27 protein-coding genes are annotated in these 21,238 nt (G+C 53.2%); 22 read left to right on the forward strand and 5 right to left on the reverse strand.

Annotated elements, in window-relative coordinates; genetic code table 11:
• The first annotated feature begins 2 nt into the window (after positions 1-2).
• From JFT66_RS21190 to JFT66_RS21200, 3 genes are all read left to right on the forward strand, one after another.
• Positions 3-500: a hypothetical protein gene (locus JFT66_RS21190; RefSeq protein WP_198860069.1), complete on the forward strand. Its 498-nt coding sequence runs from the start codon at positions 3-5 to the stop codon at positions 498-500.
• Positions 501-686: 186 nt separating this feature from the next.
• Positions 687-869, forward strand: a complete 183-nt coding sequence (locus JFT66_RS21195; protein ID WP_198860070.1) for a hypothetical protein — start codon at positions 687-689, stop codon at positions 867-869.
• Entirely contained in the window at positions 866-1,213 is a 348-nt protein-coding gene (locus JFT66_RS21200; RefSeq protein WP_198860071.1) for a hypothetical protein, read from the forward strand. Before JFT66_RS21195 ends, JFT66_RS21200 begins: the two co-directional genes overlap by 4 nt.
• A gap of 120 nt (positions 1,214-1,333) precedes the next feature.
• Here JFT66_RS21200 and JFT66_RS21205 read toward each other — a convergent pair whose 3' ends face one another.
• From JFT66_RS21205 to JFT66_RS21215, 3 genes are all read right to left on the reverse strand, one after another.
• Positions 1,334-1,546, reverse strand: a complete 213-nt coding sequence (locus tag JFT66_RS21205) for a hypothetical protein (protein ID WP_198860072.1) — start codon at positions 1,544-1,546, stop codon at positions 1,334-1,336.
• A gap of 97 nt (positions 1,547-1,643) precedes the next feature.
• Positions 1,644-2,420 carry a hypothetical protein gene (locus JFT66_RS21210; RefSeq protein WP_046481652.1) on the reverse strand — a complete coding sequence of 259 codons (777 nt, stop codon included), beginning with the start codon at positions 2,418-2,420 and terminating at the stop codon, positions 1,644-1,646.
• Positions 2,399-3,682, reverse strand: coding sequence for a hypothetical protein (locus JFT66_RS21215; protein WP_280089394.1), 1,284 nt, complete (start codon positions 3,680-3,682; stop codon positions 2,399-2,401). The genes JFT66_RS21210 and JFT66_RS21215 overlap by 22 nt, the downstream gene beginning before the upstream one ends.
• Between JFT66_RS21215 and JFT66_RS21220 the strand changes: the two genes are divergently transcribed.
• The 11 genes from JFT66_RS21220 to JFT66_RS21270 all read left to right on the forward strand — a co-directional run bounded on the left by JFT66_RS21220 (position 3,658) and on the right by JFT66_RS21270 (position 13,772).
• Entirely contained in the window at positions 3,658-4,287 is a 630-nt protein-coding gene (locus JFT66_RS21220; RefSeq protein ID WP_198860073.1) for a hypothetical protein, read from the forward strand. The two genes, JFT66_RS21215 and JFT66_RS21220, sit on opposite strands and share 25 nt — an antisense overlap.
• A gap of 117 nt (positions 4,288-4,404) precedes the next feature.
• Positions 4,405-4,965: a hypothetical protein gene (locus tag JFT66_RS21225; protein ID WP_198860074.1), complete on the forward strand. Its 561-nt coding sequence runs from the start codon at positions 4,405-4,407 to the stop codon at positions 4,963-4,965.
• Between the two features lie 664 nt (positions 4,966-5,629).
• On the forward strand, positions 5,630-5,911 hold the full coding sequence (locus JFT66_RS21230; RefSeq protein WP_198860075.1) for a hypothetical protein: 282 nt from the start codon (positions 5,630-5,632) through the stop codon (positions 5,909-5,911).
• 105 nt (positions 5,912-6,016) lie between these two features.
• Positions 6,017-6,217 (forward strand): hypothetical protein, encoded by a 201-nt coding sequence (locus JFT66_RS21235; RefSeq protein ID WP_198860076.1) that lies wholly within the window; start codon positions 6,017-6,019, stop codon positions 6,215-6,217.
• A gap of 502 nt (positions 6,218-6,719) precedes the next feature.
• Positions 6,720-7,547 (forward strand): toxic anion resistance protein, encoded by an 828-nt coding sequence (locus tag JFT66_RS21240; protein ID WP_198860077.1) that lies wholly within the window; start codon positions 6,720-6,722, stop codon positions 7,545-7,547.
• Between the two features lie 10 nt (positions 7,548-7,557).
• Complete coding sequence (locus JFT66_RS21245) at positions 7,558-8,664, forward strand: toxic anion resistance protein (protein WP_198860078.1); 1,107 nt, start codon at positions 7,558-7,560, stop codon at positions 8,662-8,664.
• A gap of 1 nt (position 8,665) precedes the next feature.
• Entirely contained in the window at positions 8,666-9,643 is a 978-nt protein-coding gene (locus JFT66_RS21250) for a hypothetical protein (RefSeq protein ID WP_198860079.1), read from the forward strand.
• A gap of 25 nt (positions 9,644-9,668) precedes the next feature.
• Positions 9,669-10,040 (forward strand): hypothetical protein, encoded by a 372-nt coding sequence (locus JFT66_RS21255; RefSeq protein ID WP_198860080.1) that lies wholly within the window; start codon positions 9,669-9,671, stop codon positions 10,038-10,040.
• 141 nt (positions 10,041-10,181) lie between these two features.
• Complete coding sequence (gene dnaB / locus JFT66_RS21260) at positions 10,182-11,717, forward strand: replicative DNA helicase (RefSeq protein ID WP_198860081.1); 1,536 nt, start codon at positions 10,182-10,184, stop codon at positions 11,715-11,717.
• A gap of 74 nt (positions 11,718-11,791) precedes the next feature.
• Positions 11,792-13,189, forward strand: a complete 1,398-nt coding sequence (gene dnaB, locus JFT66_RS21265) for a replicative DNA helicase (RefSeq protein ID WP_198860082.1) — start codon at positions 11,792-11,794, stop codon at positions 13,187-13,189.
• Positions 13,190-13,235: 46 nt separating this feature from the next.
• Positions 13,236-13,772: a hypothetical protein gene (locus JFT66_RS21270; protein WP_198860083.1), complete on the forward strand. Its 537-nt coding sequence runs from the start codon at positions 13,236-13,238 to the stop codon at positions 13,770-13,772.
• Here the strand turns inward: JFT66_RS21270 and ligD are convergent.
• On the reverse strand, positions 13,764-14,717 hold the full coding sequence (gene ligD, locus JFT66_RS21275) for a non-homologous end-joining DNA ligase (protein WP_198860084.1): 954 nt from the start codon (positions 14,715-14,717) through the stop codon (positions 13,764-13,766). The genes JFT66_RS21270 and ligD overlap by 9 nt on opposite strands.
• 137 nt (positions 14,718-14,854) lie before the next feature.
• On the opposite strand from ligD, the gene JFT66_RS21280 reads away from it, so the two are divergent.
• The 7 genes from JFT66_RS21280 (at position 14,855) to JFT66_RS21310 (ending at position 18,671) form a co-directional block, all read left to right on the forward strand.
• On the forward strand, positions 14,855-15,283 hold the full coding sequence (locus tag JFT66_RS21280) for a LexA family protein (RefSeq protein WP_198860085.1): 429 nt from the start codon (positions 14,855-14,857) through the stop codon (positions 15,281-15,283).
• Complete coding sequence (locus JFT66_RS21285) at positions 15,273-16,553, forward strand: Y-family DNA polymerase (RefSeq protein WP_198860086.1); 1,281 nt, start codon at positions 15,273-15,275, stop codon at positions 16,551-16,553. Before JFT66_RS21280 ends, JFT66_RS21285 begins: the two co-directional genes overlap by 11 nt.
• A gap of 227 nt (positions 16,554-16,780) precedes the next feature.
• Positions 16,781-16,993 carry a hypothetical protein gene (locus JFT66_RS21290; protein ID WP_198860087.1) on the forward strand — a complete coding sequence of 71 codons (213 nt, stop codon included), beginning with the start codon at positions 16,781-16,783 and terminating at the stop codon, positions 16,991-16,993.
• A 14-nt stretch (positions 16,994-17,007) separates the two neighbouring features.
• Positions 17,008-17,472, forward strand: a complete 465-nt coding sequence (locus tag JFT66_RS21295; protein ID WP_198860088.1) for a hypothetical protein — start codon at positions 17,008-17,010, stop codon at positions 17,470-17,472.
• A 200-nt stretch (positions 17,473-17,672) separates the two neighbouring features.
• Positions 17,673-18,110: a hypothetical protein gene (locus JFT66_RS21300; RefSeq protein ID WP_198860089.1), complete on the forward strand. Its 438-nt coding sequence runs from the start codon at positions 17,673-17,675 to the stop codon at positions 18,108-18,110.
• 42 nt (positions 18,111-18,152) lie between these two features.
• Positions 18,153-18,338 carry a hypothetical protein gene (locus JFT66_RS21305; protein ID WP_198860090.1) on the forward strand — a complete coding sequence of 62 codons (186 nt, stop codon included), beginning with the start codon at positions 18,153-18,155 and terminating at the stop codon, positions 18,336-18,338.
• Between the two features lie 96 nt (positions 18,339-18,434).
• Positions 18,435-18,671, forward strand: coding sequence for a hypothetical protein (locus JFT66_RS21310; RefSeq protein WP_198860157.1), 237 nt, complete (start codon positions 18,435-18,437; stop codon positions 18,669-18,671).
• Positions 18,672-19,309: 638 nt separating this feature from the next.
• Here the strand turns inward: JFT66_RS21310 and JFT66_RS21315 are convergent.
• Positions 19,310-20,248 carry a UPF0489 family protein gene (locus JFT66_RS21315; protein WP_198860091.1) on the reverse strand — a complete coding sequence of 313 codons (939 nt, stop codon included), beginning with the start codon at positions 20,246-20,248 and terminating at the stop codon, positions 19,310-19,312.
• A 193-nt stretch (positions 20,249-20,441) separates the two neighbouring features.
• Here JFT66_RS21315 and JFT66_RS21320 point away from each other — a divergent pair, with 193 nt between their 5' ends.
• The gene (locus tag JFT66_RS21320; RefSeq protein ID WP_233097165.1) at positions 20,442-21,221 is read left to right on the forward strand and encodes a hypothetical protein; all 780 of its coding nucleotides are present in this window, start codon (positions 20,442-20,444) and stop codon (positions 21,219-21,221) included.
• The last annotated feature ends 17 nt before the right edge of the window (positions 21,222-21,238 follow it).

Below are 21,238 nucleotides of genomic sequence, written 5' to 3' on the forward strand. Positions count from 1 at the left end.
TCATGGCCTCAACGAAAAATCGCAACGGCTGCAAAATCTCAGTTCCCGCCGGTATTGCCGAACTTTTGAGCGCCATATCCCCAAGGCGCTCACCGGCTCTTTCCGCCAACCTGCATCGCTGGATGCGGAGCCACGGCCGAGAAGGCGACAGCGTTTACCGCTTGGAGGCCGGCGGTAAGTTGGCCAGAATCTATGGTGCTGGAACACTGTTCCTCGGTCAGCCTTACCCCGTCTCCGCCGGCGACACTGACTTTTCTGGCGTGCTGCTGATGGCGGTGCTCTGTAACGGTACCAGCGCGACCCGGGTGTGCCTTGCCGGTTTGTCGCCCTCGCTGGTCGAAATCGCGGGTTTTTGGGACCGGTACAAGACCGTAGGTAGATGCGCTATCGACGAAAACCACTCTATTGGGTTCAGAGATGATGCCCATCGGTTCGAAGTAAAAGATGGTCAGCAAATTTGCACCTGGTGCGCTGAATTAGTCCCAACACGTTCAAGCTGAGCTTTATCGGCGAACCTCCGATGTCTTCCATTCCCATTGATCAATGACCAGGCGGCGCAAGCACTCCAACGTGTGCGAAAATAGGAGCGCACTTTTAATGTTTGGAGCTTTACGGTTTGGTTAGGGCTTCCGCGCCTGTGTGGCGCATCTCTCTCTTACGAAGTTAACTCTCGAGGAGATGCGACCATGCAAAAAGAACGCTTTCAGCTTCGGCCAAGTCCAAGCTCTACAAAACCTTGGCTTATCGAAGACACCCATGCCGATCCAGCCGAAGATCCGGTTATCTATCATTTCCCGTCGAAGAAAAAAGCAACAGACTTCAAACGCATGATGGAATCGGAACACGCAGCCGTCCGGGAGGGTGTATGAATATTGATGCCACTGAGGTCTACCAGCGAGGTAGTTCCCGCTTCAATATGGTCGGGCAAAAGCTTCCTGATCACCTGAATATCACGGACAAGATCATCACTCAGGGCTTGGCCTTTCGCTTGGCTCGTTATGCACTTCAACGACTCGATGACGCCGGTTTCGCCAAAGCGGTAGATGGATGGAAACTCACCGTCTACACGATGGATGCCGATCTGCCAGCCAGTGAGCGGATTTACTCTGTTCGATGGCAAAACAGTGCAGGAGGTTACATTGATGTATGCGGCATTTTCACCAAAAGGGGCTGGCCTACGCTGGACCATGGCTACTGCATCGGGCATGAATAACAGCGCTTCGCTCAATTTGTAAACGCAATATCAACCCCAGACTCAGGTCTGGGGTTTTTTCTGCGGGGTATATAACGGAAAAGCCCGCGGATCGCGGGCTGGAGGCCGAAAGAGGAGCTTTTAGTGAGCATCAGCCAGATGCTTACGGCCTTGTTGAAACCACGACCGGGCCTCATCGTAATTGCCTTTTTCGAGAGCCGTCATGACATGTGCCAAGCTCCCGACAGCGCGTTCCTTGGTGATTTCACCTGTCTTGAAAGCTTCGAGCACGTGCCCAAGGAAAGCGTCCATGTTGTCGTGGTCGCGATTGCTGAGTTCAGTTTTGCTGGTCATGCTTTTTCCTTCTTCAGTAATCAGGAGCCATAGGGATCCTGGTTTGATTGTCCCTGTCGAGCATCTGACAGGGCGTGTGATCTCTCAATGAGAGGGTCTATTGAGTTGGTTGCAAGCCGAAGTTCAACTCCAAGCGCTCGATGTAGCTCCCAAGAGTTCCTTTAAGCCCGATTGACTTGAGATCGATCTCTTCCTGCGCCAGGCGCTGCAAAAACGCTCTCATGTCGTTCTGAATACTTTCAGGCAACTCGATAGGGTCATCAGTCAGTTGGCCACTCAGCACAAGCGCGTCGTTACGGTGTTTTTTGATGTTCCTGCTATCGACCTGCTCACCGGCGGCCTTTCGGGCCGATAAGTCGAGCCATGCGTGGGCTTTGAGCGGAATCAGCCGGTCGGCGCCGATGAAGGTCAGTTGCTCGTTGCTTTGACGTCCACCGAGGAGGAAGTAGTAGTAGGGGTCGTCAAGCAAAATGGCCGACAAGCTGGAAACTGATTCATCAGTCGGGATGGGGGTAAGCGTGGCATCCTCTGGATGGTCTATACCGTCGGGCGAACGCGAGAACAGCTCAAGTTGGGCAGGGTAGGCCTCATTTTCCGGATTCTGGAATCGGTAGAACACCGGCCGTTTTCCGTCAATGTCACCAATCTGCCGGAGTTTGTACCCGCCATCTCGTACGAACCCCCAGAAGGCACTTACAAATTCCGAATTAAGGGCCTCGATGACCAGTACGATATCGAGATCCTTGGTGGCCCTGAACGGCTGGCCAGCTTCGTCCATCGTCAACCACGAAGCTACGCCGCCGATTAAAACGAATTGTTCTCGATATGCACTAAACGCGGCACCGAATACGTCTAAGCCTCTGATTTCAGCCATGAAACACTCTCCTTAAGATCGTCTAAAGCCTGCTGGACACGCTCGTCCGGGTTGTCTTCCAAACTCAGCAGAAGTGATGCTTCATCTGCGATGTTTTTCCTTTCCTTCAGGCAGCGATAAGCCCAGATCTCCACCCATGCTCGGGCCTCATCAACGGAGTCGGCCACCTTGAATTTCTTCTCTTCAACCATGGTATCGAATTGCTTTTTTGTCATGCCGAATACTGGCTGAGAAGGGTCAGCAAGCATCGTGCATTTGGCTAGCGCAGTCTCGCCAGCGAGAAAGACTCCATTGCCTGCATGAAGCACCCGATCGATCGCAACCTTCCGTTTCACGGGAGAGCGCATGTAGTGACGGGCTTTTTTGAAAAGATCGGCTGGTGGCCCATCGAACGAATAGTAATTTTTGAATCCGAGGCTTTGCGCAGGGTGGACGATGCCCAGCTTGAGCAGCTGATCAATCACCTTGGCCAAGGTCACGCGGCTGTATTTGAATTCTCCCAAAAGCCCGTTGGACGGAAATACAGTGTTGCTGTCCCATCCCTCATAAAGTCGTGCCAATAGCATCGCTTGTGCCGCGGGGAGAAGGGCGGATACGTCCCCTTCATTGCGTCGAGTTCGGACGCTCTCCCGCAGATCCATGGCCAACTCAGGGATGAACAGCTGATAGCCAGGCTGGATGAAGTTGATGTGGCTGTTGATCAGGCTGCGCCGCTCTGGTGCCGACAGCGCCGGGCACGCATACACAACCACCTTGTCCGTGCTTTTTTGTATCTGAGAAATATGCTTGCCAAGGGTCACTGCGCCCGGGTATTCGTCATCAAGTGGCAGCAGCAGCACCAGCGAAAACTTTGATTGCCGGGCTTCGCTACCCACCAAAAGAACCATGTTGACGAGTTTGTAGGTATCCTTGATGTAGTGGGGGACCTTCAGATCGGGTGCTGGCTTTAGAAGTACCTCTACACCCAATGTCGTCTCGAGGTAAAGCCTGATGTCGTTTCGTAAAACCGGCATATCACGGCACTCTGTTAACCTGTTTTTTACACTGTAAACCACGATGGTTAACAAGTCAAAAATGTGGTTAACACATAAAGGTCGTGCCTGCTGGCCGGCACCGGCCGCCGAGCACTGCGATGCAGGATCAGCTTGCGCATCATCGGAATGCGAAATCGGAAAAAACGGATGGCGATATGTCGTTGGTGCCTTGCCGTGATTATTTTTTCTAAGGGAGGGAAGGCATGAAAAAGAAAGGTTTTGTTGCACGTCTACGTGAGGATTGGTCTAAGGGCGGATTTTCACTGAGGGAACAATCCTGCAATGCATGGGAATTATTAAAGTTGGTGACCAAGGATCAGCGGGACAACATCTATTTTTTCTCCTGTCTAGGTTTAGCCCTAACAATCGGCATAGTGGTGCTACCCAGTGAGCTTTCCAAGGGATTGACCACTATTTACAGTGAGCATCTAGCGTTCAAAACCATTGGGCTGCTATTCGCCGTTTGCGCGATTCTTTGGGCAGTACTCTATCCATTTCAACGGAAAAAAATCTACGTCGAGGGAGAAGAGTGGTTTGCTTTCAAGGTGATAAAAGTACCCGCAAACTTCGGGGAAGCCCTGTGTGCCGTTGCGTTCGGGATGCTTTTGATACCCGGGTTGGTGATGGCGACACAAGGGGGGATTCTGGATGCGTTTAAGCTTCTAGCGCTCCAGTGCTCGTTCCTTGTCTTCGCTGCGTTATTCAGGAAGATGCCAACATTCATTTACTCCCAGGAATTGAAATCAGACCATGCGACTATCGACCTATTTTTTTACCTGGTAATCATGATCGGAGGCTTGTATACCGCCTATCAAGCGATTGTCATGACGTGACTGGCCAGGCACGAAAATACACACAGTTCGGATGCAATCAGGAAAGCGGGTCTATGTCGTTGTTTGGAGCGCATGCACTTCCGGTGGGCGCGACCAATCAATCAGGAATTCGCAAGTATGCAAATGGCTTTACGTTTCGCCGCTGCCATGGTGTTCGTCGCAGTAGCTGGTTGTGCAAATGAAAATACAACCCCGAGAGATTCGGTGGTGGTCAGTGTTTCGGCGTATGGGCCTGATAATTTCGGCCTGCATAAACACGGTGTCGGCGCGAGTTACGATGTTCGAGATACCGATAGCAGGACACCACTAGCCTTCCCCCCGATGGATCTGCGTGCATGTAACGCTTCCAACACTGCGTGTGCACTTGGGTATGGGGTGATCGATGGCTTTGCCGAGGTCGTCTCGACCAATGCAACTAATGCAACTGTGACGATCAACCTCAAGTATCAGGTGGGTCGAAGCTATTCTTTCGACGCCAATGGCCAGAGGTTCAAGCAAGAGGTGCCTTCAGATGTGCAGGCACTGCAAGCTAACCAGGTAATCTCTAAGCACTACGAGCTGGCTTATGGGGAGGTTGTCCGCTTACCGCTTCAGTACGGTGTGGAAGTTGCGCTCTGCGCCATGAAAAAGACTGCGGGTGAACTCACGCCTGATCGGCGCGTTTGCCAAGAGCGTTAGAGTTGATCAAAGCTGCATCGGTAAAGCGTTCAAGACTGTCCCCTGACATAGTGCATGGGCATGAACGCTTTCCAATGCAGCTTTTTTAAACGCATGAAAACGTAACAGGGTGTGGTTCACCCCATTGTAAGCTGAGTGGAGGCCATCGTTCGAAAAGTTTAACGCGATGAAGAGCCAAGCGCATCAGAGGATGAAAATTACACACTGCATACTGCTCACAGCAATGTGATTTCAGAATGGTCATTATGCTGACTAACTCAAGATCATAGGTGCGTTAAAGGCACCAGTCGACTTTAACAGGGCAGTTTTACGATCTGGATGACGGTGAAAGCATTACGTCTGCCGTCTTGCGCAATGACGGCAGCGAAATTGCTTTCGACCTCTCGCACTCAGATGGCTGTAGCTACACGGTTTCTCTCAAACGCTTGCAGGGGTCGCTCTTTAAAGGAACTGCGATCTCTCAACCAGGTGGTGACGTAGCGGAACTGTCGTGTCGTGTGTACGAGGACACAAGCGAAGGCGTCACGTTGATCGTAGGTTCGGGCTGGCGTTACCCAGGGAGCGCTCACAATTACCGGTGGCAGGTAGAGCTTCAATCCGATTGACGGTTGATCAGCAATCATCCGGGTCGTCGAAAGCAATTCGTCCTCATTGGAGAAACAAAGTGACTTTTCCTCTGTTCATGTCAAAAGCAAGAAAATGGCTCGGCCTCCTCGCATTCTGGGGCATTTTTTTAATCTGTGTGTTTGGGTACCCATCCGAGCTCAACGGGTTGCTGGGGATTTCGCATGTTCTATCCGCCGGCGACAAGCTGAACGGTCCGTATGATATGACAATGCTCATTCGCATGGTGCTTGGGTTGGTGGTTGGTATTGCGGCAAACATCTTTGTTCTGAAGGCTTTTGGCAAGCTCTTCCCTGTGTCAGTTCTGACATCGCGCAGCTGAGCGGGGGAGGCCGAACGACAACTTCTACAGGCAAGACTACAAGCACTCTTCAAGTGCCCTACCTCCACTTCCACCTGGCGATATGTCCCGGACAAGAAGGCATCCATGGAAAACGCATTGTCGCATTTCAGAGACAAGATCAGGGCTGCCACCGGAAGGGACGTGTTGCCCAGAGAACTTTCAGCCTTTACAGAACAGGTGGCGGTGGCCGTTGCACATCAGCGGCCGGGCGTGGTGCAGATCGGCCTTTGTGATTTCCAAACGTTGAGCGGCCGGGCTGAAACTATCGAAGTTTCATTGAAGTGAGGCACTAATGTCCCATAAAGAAGAAGACCCAAGCACGCTGCCCACATATGCAACTGTCCCAAAGTCCGTGGAAGGTCTAGTGGACGCCGCATTCCGGATGGTCGAAGAATGGCAAGATCCGAGTGATGTTTTGAAGATGGTCGGCTACAGCTTGAAAAAGAGTCGACCTACTCCTGAGCAGTAGCCGGACTATTCGCATCGTCGCGTGCGTTCTCGACACAGTTTCCTACCCCAAGAAGCACTAACGACCGCTGGCCGATCGCCCGATCGTTACGCTGCCCGCCCACCCGGCCATCTGCTAACCCTCAAAACCAGTCCGCCCTCCTGTTCGTTGAATACTGCTGCCAATTTTCGCGTGATACTACGAGAGTCAAAAAATGCCATTACTCGGCCTTCACAAAATATGCGTACGTGTTATGATTTTGTGAAAACCCGAAACCTTTCATTTCGATCGGTGCAGGGAACGCGTCAATCGACAACCAGATGACTACAGGATTGTTCAATGGCCTCAGAAGAGTTGATTAAAAATCGCCCAGTGGAGCGCGTAGCGCCTGAGGGCTCGGTTGCTGCTGTAACAGTCGATTCCCTGAAGGCGACGGTTCTTCCTGATCTGTTCGCAAACACGTCCCAAATCGGCGAATACGGGAGCACGCGTCAGTTCGTCGACAAGATGGACGAGCTTTCAGATCTGATGGAAAGCGGATCAGTGAGTGCCTTGTCGTCAAAGATTGCCGAAATCATCACCGCCTTGGGGGACGCTTCGCCGGAGCAAATCGCGAAAGCTCCGAACTGGTTTCAGCGCCTGACAGGTGCCCAGGTCGAAAAACAAGTGAAGTACCAAGTGGCCCGAAAAGGCCTCGAACAGCTTATTGAAGAGGCAAAGGGCCACGCCCAGGGCGTTCGAGACACACTCTCGTCGATCAATAAATTGATTGCGGGTAATGAGCAGGAAGTCGAAGAGCTCAGAATCTTCATCCAAGCGGGCAGGGAATATCTTGATGAGCAGCCCGATGCCGGTGTGGTGTCGAGTGACGACTTGTCATTCGATAAGCCGCGGGAACGCTTTGCTCGGAAGCTCGCCAACCTCGAGACACTCCTGACCTCGCACCAGTTGAGTGTTACGCAAATGAAACTGAGCAGGGCCCAAGCTTTGGGCATGCTTGATCGCTTCGGAGAGACAGACACTGTGCTGGTTCCGGTATGGCGTCAGAACACCCTTGCCCTGATTCAAACCAAACATATGAGCCCTGCGATGGTTAATGCCGCCGCCGAGGCCCACCGCAAGTTGATGCATAGCTTCGCTGAAAGCCTTAGCGCCACCCAACACTAGGAATTTAGAAATGACACTGGAAAATAATGCTGTAGCCGCCAGCACTGGCGTCGCTATAAATCTCTCCGATTTTGGGTTGGTTGAGGGCGATATCGCCGAGATTCAATCGCTCGCGCTGACTATCAAGTCGGACGATCCAATGACCGTCGCCGAATTTGGCCGGGATGCTGATCTTCAATCTGGTGATTTTGCCGACGAACTTCTGAACCAGGTACGAAATAAAGATCTCGACAATGCAGGAGAAAAACTCGTCGAAGTATTGGCGGTGGCTCGCTCGGTCAACATGAATGCACTCACGGATCGCCGATCGAAGCTACCTCTGATCGGCCCATTGATCGACAAAGTCACCCTCCGTTCTAAAAAGGTGATGGGTCAGTTCGACACTACCCGTGAAACCATTGAAAAACTCGTGTCGGAAGTGAGCACCACCCAGGAAGGGATGGTTGAGCGGAATAAAAACCTCGAAGAAACTTTCGTATCAGTGCGCAGCGAGCATCGTGCGTTGGGTATGCATATCGCTGCCGGCAAGCTCCGCCTTATCGAGTTGCGTGCCGAAGCGGAAACTCTTCGCAACGGGTTCGACGGAGGGCCGGCAAAAGCTCAGGAACTGTCAGATCTGACCACGCTCATTGCCACCCTCGATAAGCGGGTTGGTGATCTCTTGGCGTCGCAACAGAACGCCTATCAAACGCTGCCAGCTATCAGGATGGTGCAAGCAAACAATTTGGCACTGATAGACAAATTTCACTCAATTCGTTCTGTGACAATTCCTGCCTGGAAGAGATCTTTCATGTTGTCGCTTGCGCTAAATGAACAGCGCAATGCAGTAGAGCTCGCACGAAATATTGATGACACTACCAATACCCTCCTCAAGTCGAATGCCAAACTCTTGTATCAGAACTCTGTCGATACCGCCCGGGCGAACCAACGAGCCGTCATTGACGTGAGCACGCTTGAAGAAGTGCAGGGGACTCTGATCAAGACGCTCGAAGATACCTCTCAGATCCATCGCGAAGGTATTCAGATCCGGAAGGACGCCGAGAAGAGAATTCTTTCCTTGCAGGGCAACCTGGATCGGAGCCTAACGAAAAGCACCCAGCAGGAGGCTTTGCACTGATATGGATATCAAAAAAATGCCTCTCGTCGACGACCTTGCCCAAAGCATTCTTGCCGTAAAAGACCATTTGCCGGTTCAGACGGCCAAAGATCTCACAGGAATGGTGGAGCGCAGCGCTAAATTCAGCAGGCTGAGTAAAATTGGAATTGCGGCAATGGGCATCTCCTCGATAGTTGCCCTCATCCTCTCTGGCATCGCCCATTATTTTGCCCCTTCAGCAGGCATCGCTGAGTTTGATGTCCCTCGCCTCCTCATTGACACCTTTTCCAGCGCCAGCCAAACAGGTGTCGTTTCAACTACACACGGGAATGAGGGAATTGCGAATGTAAGCACAGCGGTTGATCAATTATTTAACGGTCCTGCTATGAAATTCATTTTGCTCGCGGCCACCGTCATAGCCATAGCAACCGCTGTCGTACAGCAGACGTTTGTACCCGTGATTGCGGTTGTGTTTTTAGCGGGATCTACGACGCTACTAGGTTCGTTCATGGGCGGTGGCACTTTTGAAACTGATCAGGCCCAGACTGAGATAAATGATCATGGTGAAAGTCCCCAGGAACGCTTCAAAAAAGCCATTAGTGACCAGGACACTGCAACGTTGCTGGCGATGCTGACCGAAAGTTCTCAAGCTGCAACCTATCTGAAAGCACAGATAGCCATCAAGAATGAAAAGCAGACATCACCTGTCATTGGTGAGGCCGCTAAAGCCATTGTTTTGGGCAATTTGGGATTCGCACCCAACAACCAGGTTGCCTACGCCATCGAGCATTCCGCTGGTAGCACGCAACTCTCCGCCGCCGCAAAAACCTATGTTGATCCTGCGATCGCGAAGTCTGATTTGTTCACTTCCCTTTCCCATTGGGTCGGCGTAGCTACGTTAATTCTCGGGTTGCCGGGAATTGCGGTGCTGCTGTTGCATCTCTCCATACAGCGCCGCATCCGTCGTATCGGCCGGTTAGGTATTGTGTTACTTGGCTGATGATCGCTGATCCAAGCAAAGATGGATGCTGAGCAAATTATCTTTGATGCTTTCGACGCTCAACCACACATTTATCCAATGTTCTATAAGGATTGAAGAAATCATGGATGCTTGGATTGCGCATCAGCAATATATTCGTAGGTTCAACATGCTCATGATTGGGCTTTGTATTGCTGCCATTGCTGCGGCATGGTTCATTGGAGGGCCACGGCTTGCCGGTATTGTCACCATTGCAGCATTAGTAATTGGTGGCGCCTTCATAGGTTTGGCAAATATTGCGTTGCACCTGGGAACCCCACCTTTTGCCGCGACAGAAGCTGAAATTCGCGATGCGGCGGCAAAGGGACCGAAATGGTTAAAGCGTTTGGTCGTTAAGTTCGACGCAGAGCGGCAGTAGCAGAACCCGTTACCGCGGCCTAGGATCAGTGAGCCTTGTACCCTATTGGATGGTAATCTTTCGCCCTGCTAGGATTCTGGCGGGCAGGGCATTTGCTTTTAACCATCCCATTAGCATCCTCTATCTCGTAAGGCCAAGCGCTTGAACGATCAACTACACGTTTCAGCCGATACGCCAATTCTCTCTGAACGGGAATTGCCTTGCTCAGTCGAAGCTGAACAGGCAGTAATTGGTGGGCTGATCCTGGACAACAGCGCGTGGAGTAGGGTTTCGGATCTGGTAAGGGAAAATGACTTTTACCGCGATGAGCACCGATTGATCTTCAAGGCCATCAGCAAGCTGGCTGACAATGGTCGCGCCTTTGATGTCGTAACTCTCAATGATTTGCTGTCTACTGAAGGTGACCTCGAAGGCGCCGGCGGTCACGCATACCTTTCCGAGCTTTTTCAGAACACTCCTTCTGTAGCCAACATTTCCACGTATGCGCGAATTGTCAGTGAGCGGGCGAGCCTACGTCACATCGTTGGAATCAGCGATACCATTCGGAAGAAGGCTCTTCAACCGAACGGTAAAGCAGCAGATGAACTGGTGCACGAGGCTGAGCAGCTGATCTTGTCCGTGGCCAGCAACCGGCCAAAGACCGGTGGCCCGGTTGAGTTGAATCAGCTTTTGAGCCAAGCGGTCAGCAAGATCGAACGCTTGCAGGAAACTGGTGGTGAGGCAGGGGGGTTGTCCACCAGCTTTCATGATCTGGATAAAAAGCTCAATTTCCTTCGGCCGGCAGATTTGATCATCGTCGCCGGCCGACCCTCCATGGGCAAAACGACCTTTGCCATGAACCTGGTTGAGAGTGCCGTTTTACATTCGGACAAGGTTGTTCTGGTTTACTCCCTCGAGATGCCGGGCGAAGCCTTGACCAGTCGCATGTTGTCCTCGATCGGTAGCATTGACCACACCCGGGTTCGGTCAGGGCAACTTCTTGACGACGACTGGTCCAAACTGACCCGTGCTGCCAACTTGATCAACAAACGCGGAGAGGGCAGGTTCTTCATCGACGACGCCGCTGGGTTGAGTCCATCGGAGATGCGTTTTCGAACCCGGCGTGTGCAACGCGCTCATGGGGCGATTGGGCTGATTATGGTCGACTATCTGCAACTGATGCAGATCCCAGGATCGTCGGGTATGAACCGTACCAACGAAATCTCCGAGATTTCGCGCTCACTGAAGGCGCTCGCCAAAGAGTTCGACTGCCCTGTGGTTGCATTATCTCAGTTGAACCGAAGTGTCGAGCAGCGGGCCAATAAAAGGCCCGTCAATTCCGACTTGCGGGAGTCCGGAGCGATTGAGCAGGATGCTGACGTTATCCTGTTCGCCTATCGGGACGAGGTATACAACCCTGCTTCGAAGTTTCAGGGCACAGCCGAAATCATCATTGGCAAACAGCGCGAAGGTCCGGTTGGGTTTGTGCGCCTTGGTTTCGTTGGCCGTTTTACGCGCTTCGAAAATCTTGAACCCGGAACTCATGATTTTACGGATGAAGAAATGGGTGTCGAGCGGATTGATCCCAACCCCCGTCTGGGCAGGATTGGCGCTCAGCAGCTCGCTACAGCCGTCAAGACGAAAAAGGAAGTCGCTCGCCAGCCCGCAGGCAGGCGCGGCCCCCGCCGTCCTCCCTAGCGCAGTCACGCTGTCCCACGTTCCCCATCCCCTGCGCCCCCGGCTTTTGTCGGAACAACAAGATGGTTTTTCTAATGAATGACATCTCACACCCTGAGCAATACGATCTTCAAACCGCTGCGTTGAAAGTGCCCCCGCACTCCATCGAAGCTGAACAGGCTGTGCTTGGCGGCCTGATGCTGGACAACAACGCTTGGGAGCGAGTGCTCGATCAAGTATCCGACGGCGATTTCTACCGGCATGACCATCGGCTAATCTTTCGTGCGATCGCCAAACTGGCTGACCAGAACTCACCGATTGACGTCGTGACCCTCGCCGAGCAACTGGACAAGGAAGGGCAGACTTCCCAGGTCGGTGGCCTCGGTTACTTGGGCGAGCTGGCGAAGAATACCCCGTCGGTCGCCAACATTAAGGCCTATGCGCAGATCGTTCGCGAACGGGCTACTTTGCGTCAATTGATCGGCATCAGCACCGAAATCGCCGACAGCGCCTTCAATCCGGAAGGCCGCACTGCCGAAGAAATCCTCGATGAAGCCGAACGGCAGATCTTCCAGATCGCCGAAGCGCGTCCGAAGACAGGTGGCCCGGTAGGTGTGAACGATTTGCTGACCAAGGCAATCGACCGTATCGATACGTTATTTAACACCGACAACGCCATAACCGGTCTGTCCACCGGTTATACGGACCTTGATGAGAAGACCAGCGGACTACAACCCTCCGACCTGATCATCGTCGCCGGGCGGCCGTCCATGGGTAAAACCACCTTCGCAATGAATCTGGTGGAAAACGCCGTATTGCGTAGCGAGAAAGCTGTGCTTGTGTACTCCCTCGAGATGCCAGGAGAGTCGCTGATCATGCGTATGCTCTCGTCCCTCGGCCGTATCGATCAGACCAAAGTGCGTTCCGGCCAGCTGGAAGACGATGACTGGCCGCGGCTTACTTCGGCGGTGAACCTGCTCAACAATCGCAAACTGTTCATCGACGATACTGCTGGCATTAGCCCGTCGGAAATGCGTGCGCGTACCCGGCGTCTGGTGCGAGAGCACGGCGATATCGGCCTGATCATGATCGACTACCTGCAATTGATGCAGATCCCTGGTTCCAGCGGCGACAGCCGGACGAACGAAATTTCCGAGATCTCGCGATCCCTGAAAGCTTTAGCCAAGGAATTTAACTGCCCGGTGGTGGCGCTGTCGCAGCTGAACCGCTCATTGGAAAACCGTCCAAACAAGCGACCTGTTAACTCCGACCTCCGGGAGTCTGGAGCGATCGAGCAGGACGCCGACGTCATCATGTTCGTGTACCGAGACGAAGTTTATCACCCAGAAACCGAACACAAGGGCATCGCTGAGATCATTATCGGCAAACAACGGAACGGCCCGATCGGCTTTATTCGTCTGGCGTTTATCGGTAAGTACACCCGTTTCGAGAACCTCGCACCTGGTAGCTACAACTTCGACGACGATGAGTAGCAAACTGAGCTCCTCAGGTATTGATGAACAACTAGTGAGATTCCACATGAACGAGAAGCAAACCGTTTTTGACATTCAGTTGACCGCGATGGCAGAGCTCGCAAAGTTCGACATAACAGGCAATGAGGATCATCTCCAAGAGGCGCATTACCTCGCCCACAAGTCGGGGATGGATGGAGACGAGAAGACCGCGCTGCTGAATGAGTCGCGACTTTCTGATTGGTATGACGATGGGTTCAATGATCGTGTTACCGATCATGCAATAGGCATGATGGAAAGCAACAACAGAGCGTCAGAGTTCTCGGTAAATGCTGAACCAGGAAAGACATATGTTGGCAGAATTGTTGATGCTGGTGACAGGTGGCACGTTGATCAGGCGGTTTTTTTGAGAGGCGTAGAAATTCGCGTGCGGCATATGCGTGAAGATTTGAGCAGCACAACGGCGGGTCTAATCAATATCGGTAATACGGTAAAAGTCTTCTATCCTATTGCAGGAATGGGGATCGTCGACGAGGTTAGTGGAGCTGGAAATAGCTCATCGCTGGAAGCCGAACTTGAATGTGCAATTGTGGGATCACAGTAGATCCGAGTTGCTCTCCAGACTAATCCCCGACGCTGGTTTATCTTCGCGCATAGCCACATAAACGGCGTGGCGCACCTTACCACTGGGCGTGATCTCCAGAAATTTCACCTCCACGACCAACTGCGGATTCACCCACACCACAGTTTCCCCCCTCAGCGCCGGCGGCGCTGCCAATGGCGAGTGCATGCGCGTCAAGGAGGCTAGTCGAACTCGCAGTTGTTCTAATTGTCGACCCGACAATCCGGATCTCACTCGACCGGCGTAAACGAGTTGGCCATCGTCGTCATGCAGCCCAATCAAAAGAGATTTGATGCCTGCGGCAGCCCGGGTGTAGCCCAGAATAATGAACTCCTGTCGGTTGTGGCATTTGAGCTTGATCCAGTCAGGACCACGCTCGCCGCTGTACCGGCTACCGCGGCGTTTACCGATCAGTCCCTCCAAACCAAGCCTGCACGCACTGTCCAGCAGTGATGCCGGATCCGCATCTAGAGTTTCAGAGAAGCGCACGCAGTCCAATTCGCACTGGTTAATCAGCACCCGCAATAAATCACGGCGCTGCTCAACTGGTTTTTTGCGGAGGTCGATACCGTCGAAAAAGGGCATATCAAAAACGTAGAAGACCAAATGGTCGGTTTGACCGCTACTGAACGCCCCTTGCAGCGGTTGGAACGCTGGTTTGCCATCGTCATCAAGCACAACCACTTCACCATCGAGCCACACACCGCGAACGGGTAAGCGAACCAAATCCTGAGCGAGCCTGGGCATGCGATGCGTCCAGTCAAAACCATTCCGGGTGAATAGCGATACTTGGCCGTCGAGGCGGGCTAACAGACGGTACCCGTCGTATTTGCACTCGTATAGCCATTCTCCCGCCGGCGGCCGGGCGACCAAACTGACCAGTTGAGGTTGGATGCGTTGCGGAAATGCCGGTTTTCTCGACGCCATGACGCTGCACCCCAAGGGAACTCCTTGTGCTGTTGATGCCATTGCGCACCGAAAGATCCACGCACCTTTGGTCAATTCCCTCTAGGCGGTTGGTCGGCGCTCCATTACTGTATATAAAAACAGTATTAAGGTGCCTCATGAAAGTAGTGTCTGCTTACCCCCTAACCCCCACCGATCAGCCGCTGCAAGTACTGGCTGGATCAGTGGCAGGCGGGTTCCCGAGTCCGGCGGCCGACTATTACGAAGCGCCCATTTCTCTTGATGTCTTGCTCAATATCCGTGCACCACATGTTTGGATCGTTCAAGTTGAAGGCGACAGCATGCGCGACGTGGGAATCTACGACGGCAGCCGGCTGGTTGTTGATCGAGCGATCGCGCCCTGCTCAGGCCACATCGTGTTGGCTTACGTGGATAATCAACCATTGGTAAAACGCCTTGCTCGATCCGCCGCCGGCTGGTTATTGGAGTCGGCCAATCCCGATTACTCGCCGATCGCCCCGAGTGAGTACGGCACCATCGAGGTATTCGGGGTGGTCACCTGGTGCTTGACCCCCCATGCGCTTTGACCTTCGTCCCGTCTTCGGACTTTGCGATGCAAACACCTTCTACTGTTCATGTGAGCGCATCTTTCGCCCCGAACTACGTGATCGGCCGGTCGTGGTCTTGTCCAACGCCGATGGTGCAATTGTTGCCCGGACGAACGAGGCCAAGGCCCTCGGCGTCAAGATGGGCGAGCCATATTTTAAAATCCGTTCGTTTTTAGAACAGCACGGGGTGGCGGTATTCAGCAGCAACTACACGTTGTACGGTGAATTGAGCCACCGCATGGCAATGGCTGTTTCCTCGCTGACGTACGCTACGGAGCAATACAGCGACGAGCTGTTCTGTCGCCTAGATGGATTGCAGGAACCTCTGGTCGAGGTAGGCCGAGCGATTCAGGCGAGAGTGCTTCAGTGGACCGCGTTGCCAGTCGGGGTCGGGATTGGGCATACCAAGACTTTGGCAAAAGCGGCCCAGCATGCTTCCAAGGTTTGGCGGGAAAAAACGGGCGGGGTGGTGGATTTGCGCCGTCCAGAGGCGGTGGAGTGGCTACTGCGTCGGATGCCCGTCGAAGAGGTGTGGGGCATTGGCAGTCGAATGAGAGACAAGCTTGCCAGCGACGGGATAACGACAGCTTGGGAACTATCTCAAGCGGATGCGCGAGCAATGGGGCGAAAGTACAGCATCGTTCTGGAGCGGACCATCAGGGAGCTTCAGGGTGAACCCTGCATGGATCTTGAGGAGGCGGTACCGGCGAAACAATCGATCTGCTCCAGCAAAATGTTCGGCAAGCGTGTCCATTCCATTGATGGGTTACGTCAAGCACTGGCCACCTACTTACATCGAGCAGCTGAAAAACTTCGAAAGCAGCGCTCGCTATGCGGTGCTCTGAGAATTGGCATTCAGACTTCTTTCCACGGTGAAGGTGCGAAGTACGCCAATGCAGCGACGTGCATCCCGGATTACCCAACGGATGACATTCGGCAACTGACGAAGTACGCGATTCGCGCTCTTGATGCCATTTATCGCCCGGGCTTCGCTTACAGCAAGGCCGAGGTGATGTTGATGGACTTGCGAAAACGCGGTGAGTACACACAGGATTTATTCACACCCAGTCAGCCGGAACGCTCAGATGCCTTGATGGACGTGATGGATCGGATAAACCGGCGATGGGGACATGAGTGCCTGAGAACAGCGGCAATGCCGTCGTCCCCGGATTGGGGCATGCGTCGTGCCTTACTGAGTCCAAGCTATATGACTGACTGGGATCAGTTGTGGCGAGTGCAATGCAAGTGAGTTTTGAATGCATGCAGGGGAATATAGCCGTCAGTTGAAGCCTCGTGCCCTTTGAAAAACCGAAGGCCGATGTTTAGCAGCTCGGTTGAATAATGATTTTGACAGGTGCTTTAAACGCACCTAAAATACGCGCATAGACACCATGTTGATCGCACCAGCCCGCCAATTGGGCTAAGCCTTTAGAAAATGGCCACTTTCGGCACTCGGATCCAGCAGGAAAGCAAACAATGGCAATTCAGGCAAATCAGTTTGTAACAGGCTCCAATGAGCGGGTGTTGACCGATGACGGCCAGCAAGGCATGCACGGTAAGCAGGGCATCGGCTCAACGACCGAGCGCCACCAGGGCCAAGTCGCCGCCGCGATCTACGCGAACTGCGCTCAACTGGATAACCGTCAGCTCGATGAGGTTATCGAGTGGGTTCGCCTCTACAAGAAATGATCCGGGAAAAGAATATGGCAGAACCAAAAATTGTAATCGAAGGTACGGAGTTGACTGAGGCGCAAGCAATGACTGTGCGAGTCGCGCTTGATGCCTTTCGTGAACGCCATCAGACCGGCGCACTGGGAGCCGATCAGCATGGACGCACCATGTCTTCGGCCTACGCCAAGCGCTCAGACGAAGTGCTTACACTGATCCATCAGAAGGTGCCGGACAGTTTCGTCTCCCGGCATCGAGCAAGAGACGACATCACGCCTATGGATCAGGCGATTTGCGCTCTGCGTGTCGCTCCAGGCGAAACGGTGGGCATGAGTGTAAGCATCGTAATTGCTCTGACTTTGTTTGGCCGGGATTCACAATGGTGGGGAACTGCGTTAGTCATTGCGATGATCTTTGGTGCACTGCTGTACCGTGCCACCCCGGCAATTATCGAGGCCACGAAGGAAAGGGTAAAAGTCCGTAATCGCTACCCCTACTGAGTAAGCGGAAAAGTCCGTGTTTAAGCGCTTGCTTGATACCTGATCAGCTTAACCGCGTTACTACGAATTCTCCAGGTCGCTGGCGTCAAAACGCAGCGGATCTGCCGCGCAGATACACCACAAGCCCAGCCATCAAACGTTGGGCTGAACCAGTAGAAGGATGCCCCTCTAGCGTCCACAGCATCGAGGAATGACCGGATATGACCACCAAACCAGATACCGCCAAAGAAGAACCCAACACCTGGACCCAGGGCGGCCAAGCAAAGTCCTCGGACGTAGCTGCGGCAATGTCCAAGTTCCTCGATTCTGAAGTACCGACATTTGTTTCGCTCATTACCGGCGGCGAAGCGCGCTCGACGTTGGAGCCATTTTTGCGCCTCGACGGCAGCATTTACTCAACGCTAAGCCCCCATGAAAAAGACCTAGTGAAGTCGTTAGTCAGCACCGGGCGAAAGCTGGGTATCGCCGTGTCTGTCCTCACCAGCGAAGAAGACCGGCGAGAGTTGGCCACCGCGTCACCGGAGCAGGCAGAGCATATCCTGTCACGCGGAAACAACGTGGTCTCAGTGAAACTGTGCCTTGGAAATAACACGGAACAGTTGCTGTTCAGGCCTTCAAAAGCAGTGCCGAGAACTTAGAGAGACGCCCATTTTCGCGTCCGCTTAAAAAGGAAAACGACGATGACGATGAAACCACTTTTTCTTTGCTGCGACCGCTGCTGTAAGGAGCAGCCAACGGCCAAAGGCTACACGACGGCCGGTGTTTCCTACACGTTGTGCGATACTTGTCGTGAAGAGCTTGACCGCCCTGCCACAGCAGATCAACCGCGCAATCCGAGCGATATTACCCTTGACTGGCTGTTTTGAAGCAGAGAGATGTCGCTGCACCATGAGCCCGCCTATGTCGCGGGTTTTGCAGTAAGAACCGGGCACTTTTGTCCTTGCCGGTCATCAGGATTTGTCATGCAAACAATTACCGCTATTCAGGAGCTTACCTTCGCTGAACGCGCACGGTTTCGCCAGATCAAGAAAACCGCTGCTTTTGATGAGTGGCGTCGACGGTTGCTCCCGACCGATCGTCTTCCACGCGGCTCTTACTTCAAGGGTAAATTGGCAGGCCCAGCCTTTTTTATGATGGACGAGCTTTGGCAGGCCAATGCACACAAGCCCTATGATCTCAGCCAGTTCAAACCCTCTTAAACGGTCGTGTTTTGTCGGGACAAGCGTTCGTGTAACACCTGAGTCGCTGGCCCAATACATTATGGAAGCCGTCGAAACTCTATTCCCCGGATCCCACGCATTTTTGCCCTCGGTTGAGGCTCAGACCAACAAAGCCGAATAGCACGAAAAGTCGCCAGGTTAAACCACAAGCCCCGCCGTGGGGCTAGGCCATTAGGAAGGGCGGGGAAGTAAAGTGGCGAGCAGTGATCCAAGAACACCGTGGCGGCGAGGTCCTGGCGGTCATCATTCTCCGATACGACGCCGGGCAAGCGCTTTGGAGGGGAGGGCGTCAAGATGCCTAACAACTTTGTGGCTGACCCCGATTTTGTACAGTGACTGCTTTGTCGCTTTGATACTCCAGACCATGAAAAGCGATAGGCAGCCGTAAAGTAGCGCGACGCAGCAGATGCCGATGCCCATCCAATTGAGGTATGGGGCGAGCAATGCATCCGATCGGGACAATGATTTCATCACGAGCATGGCCAGGCCCAAAATTGCCATCCCCCAAGCGCCCCGGACAACTAGATCCCGCTGCATTCCTCGTAGATCACAGTACAGAAGTACCTTTGCTCCTTGCTCTGAGTTGAGTGCCTGTAACTGGGCTCGCAGCTCTGTCATCACGCGCCCGCCGGGGTTGGGGTTGTCACGCTATCCTCTATGGGGGGCGTGCTGAGTGCCTCCCTTATTTGCCGTTTGAGTTCAGCCTCCAACCAATCGCTGGTCAACTGCTCACCGGGTTTTTGAAGATCAGTCACGCATTTCGGCTCACGCGCAATGGTGATGATCTCGGCTCGGCGAATGAGATCATGAAAAATGTCGGGGTTGGTAGGTTGAACCGATCGCCGTGTGTTGAAGTAATCGAGGTCGATGTCGAGGATAAACGGCGCTTCGAATAAGCCTGGGACGCCGGCGGATTTGGTGATTTCATCGATCAACTCAAGGTGTCGTCGAAGAAAGTCGGATTCCAGTGCCTGGTCCGCATAGTCCTTGGATCGAGGTTGAGCGCTCGAACTTACCTTTTGACGCGGCAACTCGATGATGCGCTCGGCAGGGATGGAATACGTGTATGGCGGCGGGGCAATTGGTTTGGGTACCCAAGGAGTGTTCTGCGTTCTCTTACGCCATGCGGCTTCAGCGGCTTTCTGTTCGTTGCTTTGGTATTCGTTAGTGATAAGTCCGCCGACTATTGCGAAGGCGATATCAATGATGCGCGATTGCACGGACGCACTTATGTGCTCGTCAAAACGAAGATTCACCACCGCATCTCGAATCGTTTCAACTTCACGAAAATCAATTTTGGCAACCTCAGCAGTTGCTCGCTCCTCCCATCCCTCATCGTCCATGGAATTAGCAACGTCTACAGTGCTGAAGGTGATGAAGGCAGGGCGTGTGTCACTGTGGTAATCAAGGGTCAACAGACGTAGCCGCGGCGCATCACCGACTGCAAGCGCACATTCGGCCCACGGCAAAAGGGCCTCGTGATGGCTGTCAAAGGTGAACACAGTCTTGCCGCAGATATCTTCACTTTTAACCTCTGGATTATGAACCTGTCGCATACCCGATCCTGTCACTGAAAAAAGTGAATTTTGAGCCGGGCGAAGTGAGCGCGCTAAGCCCGAAGAATTTCCCATGCTACCCCCGGCGTCACATAGAGGACAGCGTCCGGTGTTCAGATGAGGAAGTAACTAGAATTGCATAACACGTACGCATACGATAAAAGATACTACCAGTATCTATTAGGGCTTTCGTATGTCTCACTATTGGCACCTTGCCTTCCATTCCGGGATGTCGGCAAGCAGCGACTTACGCGCAGCCGTTGATGTGGGCGTGCCCATTGGGGTCGTGGCACCCCTGTTAAGCCTTTCCAAGGTGTTTCTCGCGCTGCCGAGACATCTTGATGCCGGTGGATCACTCTTCATCGACTCTGGCGCATTTGCGGCCTTTCAGAGAGGGGAGAGAGTCATTTGGGAGCGGGTATTTCAAAAATATGAGTCAGTGATTCTGATGACGAGCAGACCACAGGGACTGAGCATCGTCGCTCCGGACGTAATTGGTGATCAGGTGGAAACTTTAAAGCTCTGGACTGAACACGCCGGGCGGGTAAGACACTGGATCGAACAGGGCGTAAGGGTGATTGTACCTTTGCAACGTGGCCATCTGAGAGCTGCGGAAATGCTGGCGCTGGCAAAACAGATATTTGGCACCGATCGCTTCTGTGCCGGTATCCCAAGCAATTTGAAGGCGATGTCGGCCGATGATTGCTCGACCCTTTTTCATTCGGACTTCCACATCCTCGGCCGCGTGATTCTTACGGAGGAGTTGGTGAAGAAGATTGCCGCACTGAAATTGAATAACCCCGAGGCCAATTACACCGCGGACGCGAACTGGCTTCGTGCCCGAACAAAAAAAATCAGTGTTGAAGCCAATTCATTAGCCCCCGACCTGTCGACTGGGTTGGGTGACACAAAGCGCACCCGAGCAGTCAGGAATATTTTGCAGCAGGAGGCGTACGTCTCGTTGCTGGCCTGAAGGCCTTACGGACTTGT

The sequence above is a fragment of the Pseudomonas sp. MF6755 genome, from assembly GCF_016405635.1.
In the GTDB taxonomy this organism is placed as follows: Bacteria; Pseudomonadota; Gammaproteobacteria; order Pseudomonadales; family Pseudomonadaceae; genus Aquipseudomonas; species Aquipseudomonas haemolytica.